16 protein-coding genes are annotated in these 20,694 nt (G+C 53.8%); 2 read left to right on the forward strand and 14 right to left on the reverse strand.

Features of this window, described 5'->3' with window-relative positions; genetic code table 11:
• Positions 1 to 17: 17 nt before the first annotated feature.
• On the reverse strand, positions 18 to 2,138 hold the full coding sequence (locus tag KORM41_RS14020; protein ID WP_082719945.1) for a ComEC/Rec2 family competence protein: 2,121 nt from the start codon (positions 2,136 to 2,138) through the stop codon (positions 18 to 20).
• Between the two features lie 188 nt (positions 2,139 to 2,326).
• Between KORM41_RS14020 and gltX the strand changes: the two genes are divergently transcribed.
• Positions 2,327 to 3,733, forward strand: coding sequence for a glutamate--tRNA ligase (gene gltX, locus KORM41_RS14025; RefSeq protein WP_068149298.1), 1,407 nt, complete (start codon positions 2,327 to 2,329; stop codon positions 3,731 to 3,733).
• Positions 3,734 to 3,784: 51 nt separating this feature from the next.
• The gene (gene gltA / locus KORM41_RS14030) at positions 3,785 to 5,071 is read left to right on the forward strand and encodes a citrate synthase (RefSeq protein WP_068149300.1); all 1,287 of its coding nucleotides are present in this window, start codon (positions 3,785 to 3,787) and stop codon (positions 5,069 to 5,071) included.
• Positions 5,072 to 5,238: 167 nt separating this feature from the next.
• On the opposite strand, the gene fabZ is transcribed toward gltA, so the two are convergent.
• The 13 genes from fabZ to dnaE all read right to left on the reverse strand — a co-directional run bounded on the left by fabZ (position 5,239) and on the right by dnaE (position 20,653).
• Positions 5,239 to 5,676: a 3-hydroxyacyl-ACP dehydratase FabZ gene (gene fabZ, locus KORM41_RS14035; protein WP_068149302.1), complete on the reverse strand. Its 438-nt coding sequence runs from the start codon at positions 5,674 to 5,676 to the stop codon at positions 5,239 to 5,241.
• Between the two features lie 15 nt (positions 5,677 to 5,691).
• Positions 5,692 to 6,282 carry an OmpH family outer membrane protein gene (locus KORM41_RS14040; RefSeq protein WP_068149304.1) on the reverse strand — a complete coding sequence of 197 codons (591 nt, stop codon included), beginning with the start codon at positions 6,280 to 6,282 and terminating at the stop codon, positions 5,692 to 5,694.
• A gap of 21 nt (positions 6,283 to 6,303) precedes the next feature.
• A complete protein-coding gene (gene bamA / locus KORM41_RS14045; protein ID WP_197421170.1) occupies positions 6,304 to 8,802 on the reverse strand; it encodes an outer membrane protein assembly factor BamA in 2,499 nt (832 codons plus the stop codon).
• Between the two features lie 133 nt (positions 8,803 to 8,935).
• Positions 8,936 to 10,069: a M50 family metallopeptidase gene (locus KORM41_RS14050; RefSeq protein ID WP_068149309.1), complete on the reverse strand. Its 1,134-nt coding sequence runs from the start codon at positions 10,067 to 10,069 to the stop codon at positions 8,936 to 8,938.
• Positions 10,070 to 10,079: 10 nt separating this feature from the next.
• Positions 10,080 to 11,252 carry a 1-deoxy-D-xylulose-5-phosphate reductoisomerase gene (locus KORM41_RS14055; RefSeq protein ID WP_068149317.1) on the reverse strand — a complete coding sequence of 391 codons (1,173 nt, stop codon included), beginning with the start codon at positions 11,250 to 11,252 and terminating at the stop codon, positions 10,080 to 10,082.
• Entirely contained in the window at positions 11,252 to 12,055 is an 804-nt protein-coding gene (locus KORM41_RS14060; RefSeq protein WP_068149320.1) for a phosphatidate cytidylyltransferase, read from the reverse strand. The genes KORM41_RS14055 and KORM41_RS14060 overlap by 1 nt, the downstream gene beginning before the upstream one ends.
• Before the next feature lie 15 nt (positions 12,056 to 12,070).
• Entirely contained in the window at positions 12,071 to 12,811 is a 741-nt protein-coding gene (locus KORM41_RS14065; protein ID WP_068149323.1) for an isoprenyl transferase, read from the reverse strand.
• Position 12,812: 1 nt separating this feature from the next.
• A complete protein-coding gene (gene frr, locus KORM41_RS14070; RefSeq protein WP_068149326.1) occupies positions 12,813 to 13,376 on the reverse strand; it encodes a ribosome recycling factor in 564 nt (187 codons plus the stop codon).
• A 2-nt stretch (positions 13,377 to 13,378) separates the two neighbouring features.
• On the reverse strand, positions 13,379 to 14,101 hold the full coding sequence (gene pyrH / locus KORM41_RS14075; protein WP_068149328.1) for a UMP kinase: 723 nt from the start codon (positions 14,099 to 14,101) through the stop codon (positions 13,379 to 13,381).
• Between the two features lie 199 nt (positions 14,102 to 14,300).
• The gene (tsf, locus tag KORM41_RS14080) at positions 14,301 to 15,227 is read right to left on the reverse strand and encodes a translation elongation factor Ts (RefSeq protein ID WP_068149330.1); all 927 of its coding nucleotides are present in this window, start codon (positions 15,225 to 15,227) and stop codon (positions 14,301 to 14,303) included.
• Positions 15,228 to 15,320: 93 nt separating this feature from the next.
• Complete coding sequence (gene rpsB, locus KORM41_RS14085) at positions 15,321 to 16,220, reverse strand: 30S ribosomal protein S2 (protein WP_082719947.1); 900 nt, start codon at positions 16,218 to 16,220, stop codon at positions 15,321 to 15,323.
• 148 nt (positions 16,221 to 16,368) lie between these two features.
• On the reverse strand, positions 16,369 to 17,139 hold the full coding sequence (locus tag KORM41_RS14090) for an NUDIX hydrolase (RefSeq protein ID WP_068149340.1): 771 nt from the start codon (positions 17,137 to 17,139) through the stop codon (positions 16,369 to 16,371).
• Position 17,140: 1 nt separating this feature from the next.
• On the reverse strand, positions 17,141 to 20,653 hold the full coding sequence (gene dnaE, locus KORM41_RS14095) for a DNA polymerase III subunit alpha (RefSeq protein WP_068149343.1): 3,513 nt from the start codon (positions 20,651 to 20,653) through the stop codon (positions 17,141 to 17,143).
• Between the last annotated feature and the right edge of the window lie 41 nt (positions 20,654 to 20,694).

Genomic DNA, 20,694 nt, shown 5'->3' on the forward strand with positions numbered 1-20,694 from the left:
CACCACTGATGAAGGGGCTAGTCGGCTCTGACTGCCCCTATATGCCAGGGCCTGTCGCCCCGCTCCCTGCTCCATCGGACCGTGCCGGTTTTCGGCTCATAGGCTACAGGCCCGTATCTCTCCAGTCCTTCTTCTGACAGCTTTACGGCGTCGCCGCGGCAATAGCGGCGCCAACGAACAGGCATGATTACAATGTCAGCCTTAGCGCAATCACGCCGCATACCCTCTAATGAACGTGCTCTGGCAACCAGCAATCTGTCTCCGATATTCGTGTGGCAACCATCGCTGTCACACTGGCGGTCAAGTTTTTTTGGTGCTTCGTCTGGCGAGAGACCCCAGTATCGGGCCCAGGCGTCGTCACGAAAGCCGCCCCGCCGCCCCCCTGAGATGGCGAACCTGTCTGCATCCTGATCATAAACCGCGACAATATTCCCGCCGCTGTCGATCAGCAAATCATTGCGTGGCCCCTGATACAGGAAAGGCATCAATAATAGTCCAGCTAGTGCCGGTATCCAGGCAACCCGTCCTCGCAGGATCAACAGAAAAATGAAAATGCCGCTGGCGACACAAATGAAAGCGCCGGATTGCTGCGGGATATGCGCGACACCAAAACTGGGCGCGCCAAAAAAAGCCGCGACCTGCCTGACCATGTCAATTACCGCCCCCATGGCATGCAGTATGGGCCCGTCAAACCCCAAGGGCATAGTTAACAAGGCTAATAGCGCCAGTGGCATGACAATCAGACTAACCAAAGGGACAGCCAGAAGGTTAGCACCCAACCCTACAAGCGGTGTGGCCTGAAAGTGATAGAGTGCAAATGGCGCCACAGCCACTTCGGCAACGATCGTCGTGAAAGCTGTCATAATCAGGAAATTCAGGACCTTGCTGCGGACTCCCTTGCCAGTCGGCAGCTTTATGCCTGACCGATACAAACGCTCATAGGCGACAACCAGGGCTGCCGTGGCGCCAAATGACATCTGGAAGCCCACCGAAAGGATCGCTTCCGGCCAGATGCTCAAAATCAGTCCGGCTGCTATTGCCACATTCCGTAATGACAGGACCCTACGGTCAAGCAATACTGCAAGCAGCCCGATAGAGACCATGATGAAGGCACGCACAGTGGCCACGCCCATACCCGAAAGCAGCAGGTACCCGAATGCGACAGCCCAAGCCAGCAGTGCAGCCAGCTTGCGGGGCGGCACCCTGAGCGCGACAGCAGGAAAAGCAGCGAACAGAAACTCAAACAGAAAGAAAGCTGCCGTGGTGATAAGTCCCATGTGCAATCCTGAAATGGCCATCAGGTGTGCCAGCCCAGCATCACGAAAGTTCTCGACTGTTTCTTCTGTCAAATAGTGACGGTAACCAACCAACAGCGCGACAGCGACAGCTCCTGACTGATCGGGTTGGCCCGCCATGATACGTTCTGCAACCGCCCTTCGAAGTCTTTCGAGTTTTTCCCGTAGTCCCGGTTCTTGTCCCGTTTGAGGCGGTAGTATTTCAACCGGGGCTGCAGCAAACCCTTCCGCGCCAATACCGTCGAAAAAAGCCTTGCGGGCAAAGTTGAAACCGTCTGGCGTGATGGCGCCCCTGGGCGCGTGCAGCAAGGCCCTGGTTCGAATGAGCACACCGGGCATCAAGTCGCCCTGCACCTCCGTGCGAACCAAAAGCCGTATACTTCCGGGCATCGCACCAGACCTGCCATCAAGTGCAGTAGGCCTTATGATCAGCCGAGTCCCCTTCCCCGCGCGCTCTTCCACGGTTTTCACTTCACCTTCAAGGCTCGCGTAGCGCTCACTGTCCAGGCGTGGGCCACTCAGGTACTCGATGCGGCCCGCGGCAAAGGTCATCCCCAGCAATACGGCCAGCGGTAATTGCACTAGGAAGCGCTGCATATTTCCCAGAAAAAGGGCCAAAATTATGAGCGAGGCAAGGACAGGTAATAACACATGAAGGCTTAGGTATATCGTATTGGGCACAATCTGCAGGACACTGCCCAGCGCGAAACCTGTAACCAAGGAAAACAGCCTCCATTCACCATGCACGTGTTGCAGTGCGTCATAAGTACGCAATGAGCCCTTCAAGCGCGCAAGAAGAATGGGAGAGTGCACTGTACTGCCTATCCTGAGGTGATTTGACACTATTTAGGGTATAGTAGCGCCCGGATTTTTGTCTCGGAACACAAAAAAATGCTGCACTGCAATTTGTGTTGTGAAGAAACATGTGATACAAGCCAATCAAATTTTCTTTTAGGCCGCTCCCTCACTTTTCCAGCGTCCTATATTTGTTATAAACAACAAGGGTTTAGTTCCTGAGCATGCAAACTGACATGCCCACAGTGGTTACACGATTTGCGCCTTCTCCGACTGGGTTTCTCCATATCGGCGGGGCTCGTACAGCCTTGTACAATTGGCTTCTGGCTCGCCATTTCGGCGGGAAGTTTCTCCTTCGTATCGAAGATACTGACAAGAAACGATCTACCGACGAAGCCATCGAGGCCATTCTTAACGGCATGAAATGGCTGGAGCTGGACTGGGATGGTGATGCCGTCAGCCAGGCAGGTCGGGCTGAGCGGCATGCAGAAGTCGCGCTGGAGCTACTTGAAAAAGGCATGGCGTATAAATGCTTCGCTACCAGTGAGGAGCTGACCGAGGCCCGCGAAACAGCACGCGCCAATGGTGGTAACTTCCGTGGCGATCTCTGGCGTGACCGGGATGAGAGCGAAGCCCCCGGGGGCGCACCCTATTCGATCCGCATCCGTATGCCGCGTGAAGGGGAGACCACCATCGAAGATGCCGTTCAAGGCCCGGTTACTGTCCAAAACAGCAATCTAGACGATATGATCATCCTCAGATCCGACGGTACACCCACATATATGCTGGCTGTAGTTGTTGACGACCATGACATGGGCGTTACCCACATCGTGCGCGGGGATGACCACCTGAACAACGCCTTCCGTCAGCATCAGATTTATGAAGCCATGGGCTGGACACCGCCTGTTCTGGCACATATCCCGCTTATTCACGGGCCAGATGGCAAAAAACTGTCAAAACGCCATGGCGCTCTTGGTGTTGAGGCCTACCGGGACATGGGCTATTTGCCTTCAGCCATGCGCAACTACCTGCTGCGACTGGGTTGGAGCCACGGCGATGATGAAATAATCTCTACCGAACAGGCAATCGAGTGGTTTAACCTGGAAAATGTCGGCAAGGGTGCTGCACGTTTCGATTTCGACAAGCTCGATAATCTGAATGGCCACTATATTCGTAATTTAAAGGCTGACGCACTCTTGTCGCTGATCAGAAACGATCTAGAACAGGAAGTGGGTCACTCACTTGTTGCCGCTGAGGAAGAGCGCCTGATTAGAGGATTGCCTGCCTTGGCGGAACGCGCGAAGCGGATGCCAGATATTACAGAGAATGCGTCTCTTTTCTGTAATGTTCGCCCGCTAAGCCTAACCGAGAATGCTGCCAAAGCCCTGTCAGGCGAGGACACGTCCGACCTGATGGGACAAGTGGCAACCGAATTGGAAGCGGTGACTGACTGGGAAGCGTCGGTTATTAAAGCTGCCATTTTCTCTTTCGCGGAAGCGAAAGAATTAAAACTAGGCAAGGTGATGCAGCCGATCAGGGCTGCCGTAACTGGTGGAAAGCAGTGCGGCGACCTAGTGGAAACCCTGGAGATTTTGGGCCAGGAAGAAACGATCGGCCGCTTGAGGGACCTCATTGCCGCTTAGCCTTGTAGGTCTGCGCAGGCAGACTGTATTTTTTAAGAAGGAGTTTGGACCATGACAAATGATCCCCTTAAACTGGCCGGCGCCGGCGAAGACGTCGACCTTCCTGTAATGGAGGGGTCTGTAGGTCCGAAGGTATTGGACATCCGCAAGCTTTACGCGCAGACGGGCATGTTTACCTTTGACCCTGGCTTTACATCTACAGCAAGCTGTGAGTCTAAAATCACCTATATTGATGGTGAAAAAGGCGAACTGCAGTACCGCGGGTATCCGATCGAACAACTGGCAGCCGACAGCGACTTTATGGAAGTCTGCTACCTGCTGCTGTTTGGTGAACTGCCAACCAAAGCGGAAAAAGAAAAATTTGTGTGGGACATCACGCACCACACCATGGTGCATGAGCAGCTTCACCGCTTGTTCCTTGGTTTCCGCCGCGACGCACACCCAATGGCTGTGATGGTTGGTGTAGTGGGCGCCTTGTCTGCCTTTTATCATGACAGCACCGACATCAATGACCCACACCAGCGTATGGTTGCGAGCTACCGTTTGATCGCCAAGATTCCAACCATTGCTGCCATGGCGTACAAATATACGATTGGCCAGCCTTTCGTATATCCACGCAATGACCTGTCATATGCTGGCAACTTCTTGCACATGATGTTCTCTGTACCTGCTGAGGAATACAAGGTCAGCCCAACGCTTGAAAAAGCCATGGACCTGATCTTCATTCTGCATGCAGACCACGAGCAAAACGCATCTACGTCGACAGTCCGTCTGGCTGGCTCCTCTGGCGCCAATCCATTCGCCTGTATCGCTGCCGGTATTGCATGCCTTTGGGGCCCTGCCCACGGCGGTGCAAACGAAGCATGCCTGAACATGCTCTCGGAAATCGGTACCGTTGACCGCATTCCAGAGTTTGTGGCGCGCGCAAAAGACCGCAACGACCCGTTCCGCCTGATGGGCTTCGGTCACCGCGTATATAAGAACTTTGACCCGCGTGCGACTGTAATGCGGGAAACCGCACACAAGGTTCTTAAAGAGCTTGGCGTCGACGATCCACTCTTTGACGTTGCGATGGAACTCGAGAAGATTGCGCTTGAAGACCCTTACTTCGTTGAGAAGAAGCTCTATCCTAACGTAGACTTCTATTCCGGTATTATCCTGAAAGCCATGGGCTTCCCAACCGAGATGTTCACCGTTCTGTTTGCCCTGGCCCGTACCAGCGGCTGGATTGCTCAGTGGAAAGAGATGATCGAAGACCCGACCCAGAAGATCGGTCGTCCTCGGCAGCTCTATACGGGTTCACCAAAACGCGACTACGTTCCGCTCGACAAGCGCTAGAACGAATCCAGTGACAAAGGAAGCCAGCTCCCAGGAGCTGGCTTTTTTTATTACCAATACACAGGCCCTCTCCGCTTCCTAGCCAAAGCCGCTCTTTCGCGTAACCACATAAAAAAGGCGGCCCGCTTGGACCGCCTTCATTATAAGCACTTTATATAGTTCAGGGCCTATTCGCCGCCCAGCATTGCCGTCAGCTTGGCCTCTGTTACCAGTTCACCGTCAACGAATGCCTGAGCGTCAAATTTCCACACGGCCCCGCCCCCCCGGGTCTTCTGGACCTTCATCTCCAGGCGATCTCCAGGACCGACTGGCTTACGGAATTTGGCGCCATCAATACCCATGAAGTAGACAACCTTGCCTTTGGCATCGTCACCCAGAAAATCGACCGCAAGAACGCCTGCTGTCTGGGCCATAGCCTCAAGAATCAGAACGCCCGGCATCACCGGTTTCTGCGGGAAATGGCCTGGAAAAAATGGCTCGTTGATCGTGACATTCTTGATACCGGTAGCGCTTTCTCCCGACACAACGTCAACAACCTTGTCGACCAGAAGGAATGGATACCGGTGCGGTATCGATTCCATAATTTTCTGGATATCAAATTCCATGTTCAGGAACCCTGGTTACTGGCCTTCGCCATTTGCGGCAGGTGCTGCTTCATCAGCTTTCTGCGGCATGTTCAGCGAGACAGTTGGCAGTTCAGCATCGAGCTTTTCGATAAATTCTGTGGTTACATCGATACCTGCGGCAGAACCCAGTACCAAGCGCTTCAGCATGATGATTTGGGCCTTGCGGTCAGAAAGGAGGCTGCGGATTACAGGTTGGCGCGCACGCTCTACTTGTACCATAGCTTCCTGGCGCAGCTTGTCGAAGGTATACTCAAGCTGGCTAAGGGCTTGCTGCGCCTGAACATACTGGCTTTCCAGCTTGCGCTTCTCTTCTTCATACTTATCGTTGCCGATGATGGCTTTACGCTTTTCAAGGTCTGCGAGCTGTTGCTCTACCACACCGCCGCGCGTGATGAATTGACGAAGCTGCAGGATGTTCTGACGCAGTTCTGCTGTCTGCAGGTTGAAATCCTTGTATGCAGCTGCCTCACGCTCAACGCGTTCGTCATCCACAGTCAGGATCTGTGCCGTGGCCATAGTTGTGATGGTTAGTGCGGCGAGCGCACCCACAACAGCCAGTTTCAATGATTTAAACATGTTACCCATTATTTTTTCCCTAGTTTACCCTTAGAAGGCCGTCCCGACGTTAAACTGCAGAGTTTGCGTCCGGTCACCCAATTGTTTTTTCAATGTCTTAGACAGATCGATCCGGAATGGCCCGAATGGCGACTGCCAGGAGAAGCCGATACCCACGGAAATCCGTGGCGCTGGCGAATTACCTGCAAGACAGTTTGTGTTCAGGCTGGAAAGCGTGTTGTCAGCATTTGCCGCGTCAAATTCAGCCTGAGTGAAGGTACATTCCAGTCGGCTATCTTCCTGCGCGCGGAACAATGACCCTACGTCAACAAATGCCGAGGCCTGGATGCCCGATTCAAGAGCGGCATCGCCTAGCGGGAAGAAGAGCTCACCGCGACCGATATAATAGGCCGTGCCGCCCAATGATTGTTCGCTGGCGAAATCACGAGGCCCCATACCTGCCACATCAAAGCCACGCATACGCGGACCGCCGATAAAGAACTTGTCTGACAGACGAATATCTTGGCCCAGGCCGTGGATAATCCCTGCCTCACCGCCGGCCCGGAAGGTCCAGCCCTGCCACGGTGTCCAGTAGTTGTCAAAGTTCAGAGACGACCGCAGATAACGCACATCACCACCCAAACCGGCAAAGTCCTGGCTGAAGTAGAAACTGTGACCACGTGTTGGACGGATAACACTGTTCAGCGTGTTGAATCCAACCGTGTAGCCCAAAATGGATTGGAAGCGATTGCCAAGAGAATCCTGGATACCGGTAGATAGCGCTACGGTTTTTTCGTCAAAATCCAGCTCGGCAATGCTGTCAGCACCACTACCATTGACGTCATAATCAGCAAGGGTTACCGCGCCATCACCGTTTACATCATAAAGGCCTACCCGGCGCGCGATTTCGTCTTCATCGGTCACACCTTCAGTGGTCTGGGTACCATAATAACTCTGGAAGAAGCTATTAAGGAAGCCATCCAGAATATTCACATTATCCCGACGCAATGTATAGCGGGTGGAAAGTGTCCAATATTCACTGATCGCCATCCCAGCTCGCAGAGAGAAGCCAATCGATTTCGTATCGAAGAAGGACCCGAACGAGCTTGAATCTACTTTGCGTGCGAAAATGTCAAAGCCTGCAGCGACCCGGCGCCCCATAAAGTATGGCTCAGTGAAACCGAGATCAATTTCCTGCCGCCTTCCGGACAGGCGAAGGCCCAGACGCAGATCCTGCGCCATACCGCGGAAGTTCCGTTGCTGGATCGAGAAATCGAAAATGAAGTTTTCAAGGCTCGAGAAACCGGCACCAAGGTTCAACTGGCCTGTTGCTTGCTCCTCGACATTCACGTCCAGCACCATGCGGTCAGGGTCTGACCCCTGAAGCTGCTCAATCGTCACCTCCCGGAAGAAGTCCAGTCGCTTGAGGCGAGTTTCCGACCGGCTAACAAGAGCAGAGTTGAACGCGTCGCCTTCCTGCAAACGAAATTCGCGGCGGATCACCCGGTCAAGCGTCACAACATTGCCACTGATGTTGATCCGTTCCACATACACGCGTGGCGCGTCAAGAACGCGGAAGGTAATGTTGATTTTACGCGCATCACGGTCCCGGCTGATCTGTGGGCGAACATCCACAAATGCATAGCCCAGAAGGCCTGCAGCGTTCGAGAGCGATTCAACCGTTTTCTCGATAGCTTCCGCATTATAGGTCATCCCTTCACGCATCAGAAGGAACGCGCGGAACAGGCTGGCATCTACATCACGGATTTCGCTCTCCACATCGATTTCGCCGAATTCGTAAATCTCGCCTTCTTCCACCGTGAATGTAATGAAGAAGTCTTCCCGGTCAGGGGTGAGCTCAGAAATTGCCGACACAGTCCGGAAGTCAGCATAGCCTTCATTCAGATAATGCTGGCGCAAGACCTGCTGGTCATAGGCTAGACGATCAGGATCGAAAGTATCGTTCGATGTGAAGATTTTCCACCAGCGGGATTCTTTCGTCGCCAGGACGTCCCGCAGATCTCCATCGCTGAAAACATGGTTACCGATAAAATTGATACGGCTGACTTTTGTTTTCGGGCCTTCCTGAATTTCATAAATAAGATCGACGCGGTTTTGTTCAAGCTGAACCACCTTTGGCTCGATGATCGCAGCGAAGCGACCAGAGCGACGATACAGTTCCAACATCCGCTGAACATCAGCGCGAACCTTCGCACGAGTAAAGACCTGACGGGGCCTCAAACGGGCCTCTTCAATCAGTTCATCGCGATCAAGCCGTTTGTTACCTTCAAAGATAATGCGGTTGATGATCGGGTTTTCAACAACCCGGACGATCAAGGCCCCTTGGTTTTCCGACAACTCCACATCGGAAAACAGGCCTGTTGCAAACAGATTCTTAAGGCTGATGTCCAGCCGCTCCGCATCGAAAGGCTGACCGGGCTGGACAGCCAGATAAGACGCAATGGTCTCCGGCTCCACCCGTTCGTTGCCGATCACACTGATCTGACGGATAATAGGAATCTGCTGGGCAGCTGGCTGCTGTTGCGCCATTGCCGGCACCGTTAGCGAAGCTCCCCCGATCGTAAGCGCTATAACAAAGCGCCACATCACGCACATCTTAAATAAACGCAACTTTTTCCTGCCCATTCATAATTTTTTTAGCGACAATGGCGGTGAAATTGGCCTAGAGCGGCAAGGATTGCAAGTCATTCAATGTCACAAGCAACATAAAAATCAACATTAGCGCAAATCCAGCCACAAAACCGGCTTCCTGAGCCTTCTTGCTGATGGGTGAGCCCTTGATTGCCTCAAGCCCATAAAACAGCAAATGCCCACCATCCAACACCGGGATTGGCAGCAAATTCACAATACCAAGATTAAGTGACAGCATGGCTAGAAGCCATACCAGTGATTCAAGGCCATCGTGGGCGGCCTCGCCGATTGCAGTGGCAATCCGCACGGGCCCTCCCAATTCCTTCACAGAACGAACCCCAAGGATCATCTGGCCCAGTGTAGTGAAAATCATTTTAGTGGTTGAGACCATCTGGCGGCTGCCTTCAGACATGGAAAGCCAGAAGCCAGGGTGCTCAATAACCTGCGTGTATGGCGTCCGACCGTCTTCGTCTGAATTGCCAACCCCCAGATATCCATAAGGATAGCGATTACCAAAGCGGTCTTCGAAATACTTGGTCCCAATGGTTGGGCGAAGGATCACTTCCCTGCCCTCACGCTCTACAACTACATCAAGTGTGTGCCCTGGGCGCAGCCTGACAATACGTGCGATATCAGAGAAACGGTCCACTTCCTGGCCGTTGATCTGCGTAATGCGGTCATGGCTTTGGAAGCCAGCAACACCTGCCGGATCCTCGGCCCCAACAGAGACCGCTACGGGTTCAGTAATCGCGACGCCGTGCAGATACACAAAGGCGCCGAAAACAAGAACCGCAGCAATCAAATTAACGGCGGGACCGGCGAAAACAATCAGGGCCCGCTGCCACAGAGGCTTGAAATGATAGCAAACCTTCTTTTCTTCTTCGGTCAAACCTTCAGGAATATCACCAGGATTGCTGGCCGCAGACGCATCGCCAAAGAATCTAACATAGCCACCAAGCGGTATCAGGCTGATTTTCCAACGCGTGCCCCGCTTGTCAGTGCGACCAAAAAGCTCCTTCCCCATACCAATCGAAAAGGTCTCGATTTTCACGCCGAAAATCCTGCCAACGATATAGTGTCCCCACTCGTGAATAAACACGAGCAGGCTGAAGCCCCCGATAAATGCGGCAATGGTGAAAAACAGTCCTGGGCCTTCGGTCTCCATGGAGTAATCCTTACTTCTTCCGGCTTTCCAACTGTAGCCCGGCTAGGCGCCGCGCCTCTTGATCAATTTCAAACACATTCGTTAGCGATTGTGGCGCTTTCATGTCGATTTGGGCAAGAGTTTCCTCGACCAGTGCTGGGATATCCATGAAGCCGATCTGTCCCGACAAGAACCCACCGACAGCAACCTCATTCGCAGCATTCAACACTGCCGGGGCCGCCCCACCCGCGTCAAGGGCTTCTTTAGCCAGCGCAAGGCAGCGAAAGGCCTCATAATCAGGGGCTTGAAAGGTCAGTGACCCAATTTCAGCGAGCGATAGCCGCTTCACCGGGGCTTCCATGCGCTCCGGCCATGCCAGGCTATAGGCGATCGGCGTTCGCATATCAGGTGAGCCAAGCTGAGCCAATACGCTGCCATCCTGATATTCCACCATCGAATGAATGACAGACTGCGGATGCACCAGAACTTCAATCTGGTCCTTGGAAACAGGGAACAGATGAAACGCCTCAATTACTTCAAGGCCCTTGTTCATCATGGTGGCGGAATCGACCGAAATCTTGGCGCCCATGTCCCAGTTGGGGTGTGCGACGGCTTGCGCAGGCGTGACATCCAGCAGGTCGTGACGACTACGGCCCAGGAAAGGCCCGCCAGAGGCGGTCAGGATCAACCGGTCAACGGCCTTCGCTGCGCCAAAATCAAACACTTGATAGATGGCATTATGTTCAGAATCGACCGGCAACAAAGTCGCTCCATGTTCGGCCACTTCTGCCATCAGCAAGTCGCCCGCACATACAAGGCATTCCTTATTGGCAAGCGCTACCGTCGCACCGCGCCGGACAGCGGCCATAGTAGGCCTCAGGCCTGCAGCACCAACGATGGCCGCCATCACGATATCGGATGGCCTAGCGGCGGCTTCAATCAGGGCTTCATCGCCCGCAGCGGCCTCAACCCCTGTGCCCGCAAGCAACGCCTTAAGCGTTCCCAGTTTGCTTTCGTCGCCAATGACCGCCAGTTGGGCGTTAAAGCTGATCGCAGCCTTTGCCAGCTCTTCAACCCGGCTGTAAGCTGTGAGCGCCAAAACATTGAATTTATTTCTATTTCTGGAAATCAGGTCGAGCGTACTCTGCCCGACCGAACCGGTGGCGCCTAGAACTGTCACGCTTTTCTGGATTGTATCCACCATCACGATAACTCAAAACCAAACAGGGGGTAAAATGTCATAAGGAGAGCAACAGCAGGCGCCACAAACACAAGACCGTCCACGCGGTCCAGCAAACCGCCGTGGCCAGGGATAAGTCCGCCCGAGTCCTTGACACCAAACGACCGCTTGATGCCGCTTTCCAGCAGGTCTCCCACTTGCGCCCAGGCAGCCAAAAGACCTGCTACCCACCAATAATTAATGTCGAATTCAAAAAATGCCGCAAATGCGACACTGACTGCGCTACTCAGCGCCATGCCACCTAACAGGCCCGCCCAGGTCTTCTTTGGGCTAATCTTTGGTGCCAGTTTTGGCCCACCGATGCCCTTTCCGGCAAAATAGCCCCCTACATCCGTGGCCCAAACAACAAGGAAAACCCAGAAAACCACGAGCGCACTTGCCTCGCGGATATAAAAAAGCGCGACAAGCGGCAACGCCACATAGCCTAAACCAGTCAACCACCAGCCAAGGGACGGTGACGTCTTGACCAGCATCCTGCCAAGCAAGGCAAGCCCCGTTAGCCCAATAATAAGCAGAGCCACAGCGCCAAAGCCTGTAGCAAGCAGAACAGGTACCAGCAAAGCCAGCAGGGCGGCAGACAGACCGTGTAAAAGCCTTGGCTCAACCTTCGTCAAGCCGCACCATTCAATAATCATAAGGGCGCCACCAAGCGCCAAAAGACCAGCGAACCACCAGCCGCCCGCATAGATCGGCCATAAAACGACCGGCAAAAGCAACACTGCAGATACTATGCGTTTGAAAAGATTATCCGAAATCCCAAAAGGCATACGGCACCCTATCTCTTATGGGCGCACACCAAAGCGGCGGTCGCGAGTTTGAAAATCGGACACTGCCTTGGCAAATGCCTCTTTGGTGAAATCCGGCCACAAGATATCGAGGAACAAGAATTCCGAGTAAGCAGCCTGCCACAACAGGAAATTTGACAGCCGCTGCTCACCGCTTGTTCTAATAATCAGGTCAGGGTCTGGTAAGCCGCGGGTCGTCAAAGAATCAGCGAAGACTGCTTCAGTGATATCATCCGCGGTCATCTCACCTTTTGCTACTGCACGCGCAAGCTTTTGCGCTGCGTCCAGCATCTCATCGCGACTACCGTAGCTCAGGGCGATAACCAATGTCATTCGATCGTTGTTGGCCGTCATTTCCTCGGCACGGTCGATCATCTTTTGAATATCTGGAGACAGCCTGTCCCTGCGGCCAATCACACGTAATCGGATATTTTGCTTGTGTAAGGTTTTAACTTCACGGTTCAGGTAAAGCTTTAGCAGGCCCATAAGGTCCCGAACTTCTTCCTCTGGACGATTCCAGTTTTCCGAAGAAAAAGCGTATAAGGTCAGGTATTTGACGCCTGCATTCAAAGCGCCTTCAATTGCCTCGCGGACTGCCTCGGCCCCCTGTTTGTGGCCTGCGGACCTTGCCTTGCCTTTTTGGGCCGCCCACCTGCCATTGCCGTCCATGATTATGGCAACATGTTTTGGAGGCACCATTGCTGACGCCTCTTGGATAGGCTGGGCCTGAGCTACCATGTTAGACCTGCATGATTTCTTTTTCTTTGGCCTGCAGAAGTTCATCCACCTCGCCAACAAACTTGTTAGTCAGGTCCTGAACCTCATCGGCATACATCTTGTGATCGTCTTCGCTAATGGACTTATCTTTTTCCATCTTCTTGAGCTGATCCATGCCGTCGCGACGCACATTTCGGATCGCGATACGCGCAGTCTCTGCATATTTTGCAGCAACCTTGGCGAGCTCAGCCCGGCGCTCTTCATTAAGCTCAGGGATCGGGATACGGACCAGCTGGCCATCAATCATAGGATTCAGGCCGAGACCAGAGTTGCGGATCGCCTTTTCAACGGCGGAGACATTGCCCTTGTCCCAAACCTGAACAGACAGCATGCGCGGCTCTGGTACACCAACCGTACCAACTTGGTTCAGTGGCATATTGGCACCGTAAACGTCTACCGTTACCGGGTCCAGAAGACTGGTCGTCGCCCGACCGGAGCGCAGGCCCGCGTATTCATGCTTCAGCGCTTCAACAGCGCCTTTCATGCGGCGCTCGATATCCTGCAGATCAAGTTCTTCATCACTCATGTTTATTCCTCACCCACGATTGTGCAAGTGCCCTCACCTTGGAGGACCCTCACTAGCTCATCTTGCGTTTGAATAGAAAAGACAACAATTGGAATATTGTTTTCGCGGCTCAATGAAATAGCCGATGCGTCCATCACCTTCAGATCCTGCTTCAACACATCCATGTAGGACAGGCGGTCGTAGCGGACAGCCGTCGGGTCCTTTTTGGGGTCGGCGTTATAAACGCCATCAACCTGCGTACCCTTAAGCAGCGCATTACAGTTCATCTCAGCCGCTCTCAGGGCTGCTGCGGTGTCCGTCGTGAAGAACGGGTTACCTGTGCCTGCGGCGAAAATAACAACACGGCCCTTTTCAAGATGCCTGATCGCCCGACGGCGAATATATGGCTCGCTTACGCTCGCCATCGGAATGGCGGACAGGACACGCGTGTCTACACCAACCTTCTCAAGCGCGTTCTGAAGAGCCAACGCATTCATCACAGTCGCCAGCATACCCATATGGTCTGCTGTCGACCGGTCCAGCCCTTCTGCAGCCCCTTTGATGCCGCGGAAGATATTGCCACCACCGACTACCACACATACTTCTGTGCCGATTTCCCGGGCACGCTTTATCTCAAGTGACACGCGATTTGCGGTGACCGGATCAATCCCGTAACTACCGTCGCCCATCAGGGCTTCACCCGAAAGTTTCAGCAATACACGTTTAAATCTTGGCTCATTGGACATCAGCCAGTATCTCCCCTTACACCTTGAAATCTGGTGTTTATTTTGCCCGCTGCAGCTTATCCGCTTGAACCGGACAAGGCTACCGAAGTTTTAAATAAAAATACTTAGGTCTTCAACGCTCTACATTAGCTCGTAGAAAACTTCATAAAAAAGCCCAGGAGAAATCTCCTGGGCTTTCCAACTTGTCTAGCGGTGCGCCTTAAACGCCTGCAGCAGCAGCCACTTCCGCAGCGAAGTCGTCTTCTTTCTTCTCGAGACCTTCGCCCATTTCCATGCGAACATAGCTTACCAGCTCAATTGCAGTGCCAGCATCTTTCGCAGCTTTTGCAATCACGTCTTCGATCTTGCTTTCGCCATCGATTACAAACGTCTGCTTCAGCAGAACGATTTCCTCGAGGAACTTACGCATACGGCCAACGATCATCTTCTCGATGATTTCCATTGGCTTGCCGGATTCCTTGGCTTTTTCGATCTGAACCTGCTTCTCGCGCTCTACGATTTCCTGATCCAGGTCAGCTTCAGAAAGCGACGCTGGATTTGCAGCAGCAATATGCATTGCCAGTTGCTTACCGAGAGGTGCCAGAACGTCTTCGCCAGCGTCTGATTTCAGAGCGACGAGAACAGCGATTTTGCCCATGCCGTCGGTAACAGCGCCGTGGATGTAAGAAGCAACAAGGCCCTTGTCCACTTCAGCAACAGCCGCACGACGAATTGTCATGTTTTCGCCGATTGTTGCGATATTGTCGGTCAGAACTTCGGAAACTGGCTTCGAGGAACCTGGGTATGTTGCAGCAGCGATTGCTTCAACGTCGGTACCAACTTCCAGGGCAACGCCAGCGAGGTCGCCAACGAACTTCTGGAATTTCTCGTTGCGAGCAACGAAGTCAGTTTCGGAGTTTACTTCGATTACAGCAGCTTTATTGCCTGCAGATTTAACGCCAACAAGGCCCTCAGCAGCAACGCGGCCGGATTTCTTGGCAGCAGCAGCAAGACCTTTCGTGCGCAGCCAGTCAACAGCGGCTTCAAGGTTGCCGTCAGTTTCTGCAAGCGCTTTTTTGCAATCCATCATGCCTGCGCCGGAAGTCTCGCGCAGTTCTTTAACAAGTGCGGCAGTGATTTGTGCCATCGGAATTCCCCTTACGATCTCTGGAGATCTTAAAGTGTAGATATGATTTTGCCCCCGAAAGCCGAGGCCTTCGGGAGCAATAAATGAAAATTGTTACTCTGCTTTGTCAGCGTCAGCGTCTTTAGCTGCTTTTTTTGGAGCGGCTTTTTTTGCAGGAGCTTTTTTCGCAGCAGCTTTCTTAGCTGGCTTTTTCTCTTCAGCTGGAGCTTCAGCAGGTGCAGCAGCTTCCTCGGCTGGAGCTTCTTCAGCAACAGCTTCTTCAACTGGAGCTTCCTGAGCACCAAGGTCAACACCTTGAGCAGCCAGCTCAGCCTGAATACCGTCCAGAGCCGCTTCAGCAAGCAGGTCGCAGTAAAGACGCAGCGCGCGGGTCGCATCGTCGTTTCCTGGGATTGGGTAATCAACGCCTTCTGGCTTGGAGTTGGTGTCGATAACGCCAACAACAGGGATGTGCAGACGGTTGGCTTCAGCAATCGCGAGGTCGTCACCGATTACGTCAACAGCAACAATAATATCTGGCAGACCGCCCATGTCCTGGATACCGCCCAGGGAAAGCTCGAGCTTGTCGCGCAGACGCGTCAGCTGCAGAGTTTCTTTTTTGGTCAGACCAGTATGCTCTTGGCCGAGTTGCTCGTTGAGCTGCTTCAGGCGCTTGATGGACTGGCTGATCGTCTGCCAGTTGGTCATCATGCCGCCGAGCCAACGGTGGTTTACATAATACTGGCCGCAACGCTTAGCTGCTTCAGCAATGATTGGGGACGCCTGACGCTTCGTACCAACGAACAGAACGCGGCCGCCACCGGCAACAACGTCACGAACAGCCTGCAGGGCACGCTGAAAGTATGGAACGGTTTGGGACAGGTCAATGATGTGAACGCCGTTACGTTCGCCGAAGATAAACGGCGCCATTTTCGGGTTCCAACGGTGGGTCTGGTGACCAAAGTGTACGCCTGCTTCCAAGAGGGCGCGCATGTCGACTACTGGCATCGCCATAATACTACTCCTTTTCCGGTTAAGCCTCCGTGGGCGTGCGTATCGGAAAACCATTTCCCGAAACACCGGATGGCGGCCTGCCAACACAGCAGGAAGCCTTCACCCACGTGTGAAGTCGCGCGTCGTATAGGCCTTTAATCGGGGTAGATCAAGCTTTTTTTGCCAATCCGGCAGCTTCAACGGAAAGTTCTTTCGGCGTGGCCGCCGTAACACCAAAACCAGTGGCCGGGTCTATGGTCAATTTCACGCCTTCCTTGGTCATGTCGACCACAGGGAGCGTACGCACGACCCTCGCACGCCGCGCATGTCGAAGAGCTTCGTTAACCGTGGCTGCTCGCGCCAGTTTCATGAGGTTGAGCCTGGTGGGGAACATGAGAGGTATTCGGTCTTCCTCCCAGTCAGAGAGCATTTTTCGGGGACTGACCCAGCGGAAGGAAATCGCTTCATTGCCGTCATGAATGGCTTCTTCACCATTATGGGGCGCAAGATAGAAATAGGTATCAAACCGCCGAGGCATCGGCTCAGGCGTCACCCAGTGCGCAAAGGGCACGAGACTTGCGATATCCAGTTTCACCCCGGCATTTCGGACCATGGTCGCAAATGGCGCTGCTGCTGTCAGAGTGCGCCGTGGTGCCTTATCGCTTAGGAAAATACCCGCTTCCTCATAAAGCTCTCTGAGTGCGGCTACCCGAAAGGCAAAATCACGCATCGCGCCACGGCCGGTCGTCATGCCCTGCCAGCGCCAGTTCTGCATGTCTGATCGGTCCACCTTACCGCCTGGAAAGACAAAGGCTCCCGGCGCAAATCTCATGGTCTTGGCCCGCTCGATCATCAGAACCTCAAGGCCACCTTGCCCATCCCGGATCACCATGATGGAAGACGCCGGCTTGGGCATTGCGATTTTGCGGTGATGATCCAACTTACACCTCCTCAACAGAAAGAACGCCCATTTCGGCGGCAACTGCCTGTTTTAGCTCAGGCGTTACCTTGAAGCGGCCAGGCAGCTTGAACTCGGCGTAGCGACTGTTCTCAGCCACGGGCACACGTATGGTCACGCGGCCCTTGCCTCCGACTTTACGATCTAGGGCGGCTTTGATGCCGGTAAAGGATTTTTCCGAATCCACTTCGACAAACAGGCCCTTGGATGATTGGGATGCTACATGCTCCAGGCTTTCAATGCCCCGGCACGACAGGCCAATACTGTCGTCATCATCCCGTTTGCGGATTTGGACAGAGACTACAACAGGTGCCCCCTCCTCCACTCGCGCCCGAATGGCATCTAGGTCATCTTCAAATGCCATAATTTCAAATGCATCGGACCGGTCAGACAGCGTCAGCCGGCCAAACTTGCTGCCACGTTTGGTGTTGCCCTCGCGGTAGCCAGCAATGGCGCCGGCCATACGAACGGTCTGCCCGATCAGGCCAGGATCATTATAGACTTCCTTCGCGGGAATGATGCGTTCGCGCTGAAGGATCGTGTCGTATGAGTCCAGTGGATGAGCCGAAATATAGAAGCCCACGGCATTTTTCTCGTTTTCAAGCGCTTCTGTGTCGGTCCAGCTCCGAACTTGAGGTAGCGTTGGCCGATCCACCGTTTTGGCCATTTCTCCACCGAAGAGGCTGACCTGGTCGCTTTCGCGCTCCTTGGCCTCCATCTGTGCCACCCGCATGATCATCTCAGCGGCGGCATAGGCCTTCGCCCGGTCCGGCTCCAGGCAGTCGAATGCACCAGCGGCCGCCAGACGCTCAATCTGCCGTTTGTTGAGGTATTTCGGGTCTACGCGTTCGGCGAAATCGAAAATATCCTTGAACGGGCCGTTCTTCTCCCGCTCATCGATGATGGATTCCATGGCCTTTTCGCCAACCCCTTTGATCGCCCCCAGTGCATAGCGAACCCCCAGATTGTGACGCGGATCATCATCTTCCTCACAATATGGGTCTTCAACGCCCTCAACCACAAACGGCACGAAAGACTTGTTGATGTCAGGCAGCAGCAGCGGCACTTCCATACGCTGCAATTCCTGTTTGAACGCAGCCAGCTTGTCTGTATTTCCAAGATCAAGCGTCATGATAGCTGCCATGAACTCAACCGGGAAATTTGCCTTCAGATAGGCCGTGTGATAGGCCACAAGCGCATAGGCTGCCGCATGAGACTTGTTAAACCCGTATGATGCGAACTTTGTAACAAGATCAAAGATATAGCTGGCTTTTTCCGCATCAATACCGCGTTCGACAGCACCGTCGCAGAAACGGCCGCGCTGCTTGTCCATCTCTTCCTTGATCTTTTTACCCATGGCCCGGCGCAGGATGTCTGCTTCGCCAAGGCTGTAGCCAGACATCACCTGCGCGATCTGCATCACCTGTTCCTGGTAGATGATCACGCCGTAGGTTTCTCCCAGAATTTCTTCAAGGATTGGATGGGGGTATTCCACTTCCATGCGACCGTGTTTGCGGTCGATATAGGTTGGGATATTTTCCATGGGCCCCGGACGGTACAGGGCCACAATTGCGATGATATCCTCGAATTTATCCGGCCTCAGCCCCTTGAGGACCGACCGCATCCCAGTACTCTCGAGCTGGAACACGCCAGCCGTGTCGCCTTTTGCCAGCAATTCATAGGCGGGACCGTCATCGAGCGGCACTGCCGGCAAATCAACTTCAATGCCGCGGTCGCGGATATAATGAACAGCGCGGTCAAGTACGGTAAGGGTCTTGAGGCCCAGGAAGTCAAACTTCACAAGGCCTGCCAGCTCCACCCACTTCATGTTGAACTGGGTTACCGGCATGTCTGATTTCGGGTCGCGGTACAGCGGCACAAGCTGGTCAAGTGGCCTGTCGCCAATCACCACCCCCGCTGCGTGGGTAGACGAATGCGCATAGAAGCCCTCCAGCTTCAAGGCACGGTCCATCACACTGCGCGTCAGCTCATCATTGTTGATTTCCGCCTGTAGCCGGGGTTCGCTATCAATCGCCTCCTGCAGGGTCATGGCGTTACCCGGATCGTTCGGGATCATCTTCGACAGACGATCTGTCTGGCCATGCGGCTGCTGCATCACCCGGCCACAGGCCTTCACAACAGCCCGCGCCTGCAGCTTACCGAAGGTGATAATCTGGGCTACGTGATCATAGCCATATTTGTCCTGCACATACCTGATCACCTTCTCCCGCTTGTCCTGGCAGAAGTCGACGTCAAAGTCAGGCATGGACACGCGTTCCGGGTTCAGAAAACGCTCGAACAGTAGCGAGAAGCGGAGCGGGTCCAGATCTGTAATCTTCAACACCCACGCGACCACTGATCCGGCGCCAGAGCCACGGCCCGGCCCAACCGGAATATCGTGGTCCTTTGCCCATTGGATAAAGTCGGCAACGATCAGGAAGTAGCCTGGGAAGCCCATCTGGTTGATGATGCCCAGCTCATAGTCAAGCCGCTCCCAATATTCATTCTCCCACTCTTGGTCCTTGCCTGGTGTCAGTCCTTCTTCCTTGGCCTTAAAATCCAGTCGCTCTCGCAGGCCTTTCTCGGACTCTTCCCGAAGCATGTCCGCTTCGGAGACGTCCATGCCGCGGGTAAAGTTGGGCAAAAGAGGCGCAATCTTATCCACTTTGTAAGAGCAGCGATGCGCGATATTCATCGTATTTTCAATCGCTTCAGGAAGGTCTTTAAAGAGATTTATCATCTCTTCTGATTCCTTGAAGCGATATTCAGGGTTCAGCCTGCGCCGGTCCTGCACGGCCACATAAGTGCTTTCCGCCATGCATAGAAGCGCGTCATGCGGCTCGTACATATCCGGCCCCACAAAGAAGGGCTGGTTGGTTGCAACGATAGGGATATTGTGATCGTACGCGAGATCGAGGAAATCTTCCTCTGTCTGCTCTTCGGCTGGCATGCCGTGCCGCTGTATCTCCATATAGAGCCGGTCACCAAAAAGGGTCTTGAGGGACCGCACACACAGATCCGCCTCTTCCTTCTTACCTTCAAGGAGAAGCGCCCCAACCGGCCCAGATACGCCGCCAGTAAGGCATATTATATCGTCTGTAAGGCCTTTGAAGTCCTCAAACGGGAACTGCACACCGAGCTGTGGGTCGCTTTCAAGGTGTGCCTTGGAGACGATCTTCATCAGGTTCTGATAGCCCTTTTCCGACTGCGCCAGAAGTACCAGCTGATCCGGCTTGGCCGTTTTCTTGCCTTTGGCCTGATGATCTTTGTAAGGGTTTTTGACATGCAGTGTTACGCCGACGATGGGCTGGACGCCTGCGTCAGTCGCGTATGAGGAAAACTCAAGCGCCGCGAACATATTGTCCGTGTCTGTCATGGCCACGGCGGGCATCTTGTGCCCAACGCACTGTTTCACCAGATCTTTGACGTGAATCGCTCCTTCCGAGAGCGAATAGGCCGTGTGAACGCGCAAATGCACAAAGCCAGCGTGGCTCATAAATCCCTACTCCAGCCCACTTCGGTGGGCGCTTGTCCAAA

The sequence above is a fragment of the Kordiimonas lipolytica genome (genome assembly GCF_001550065.1).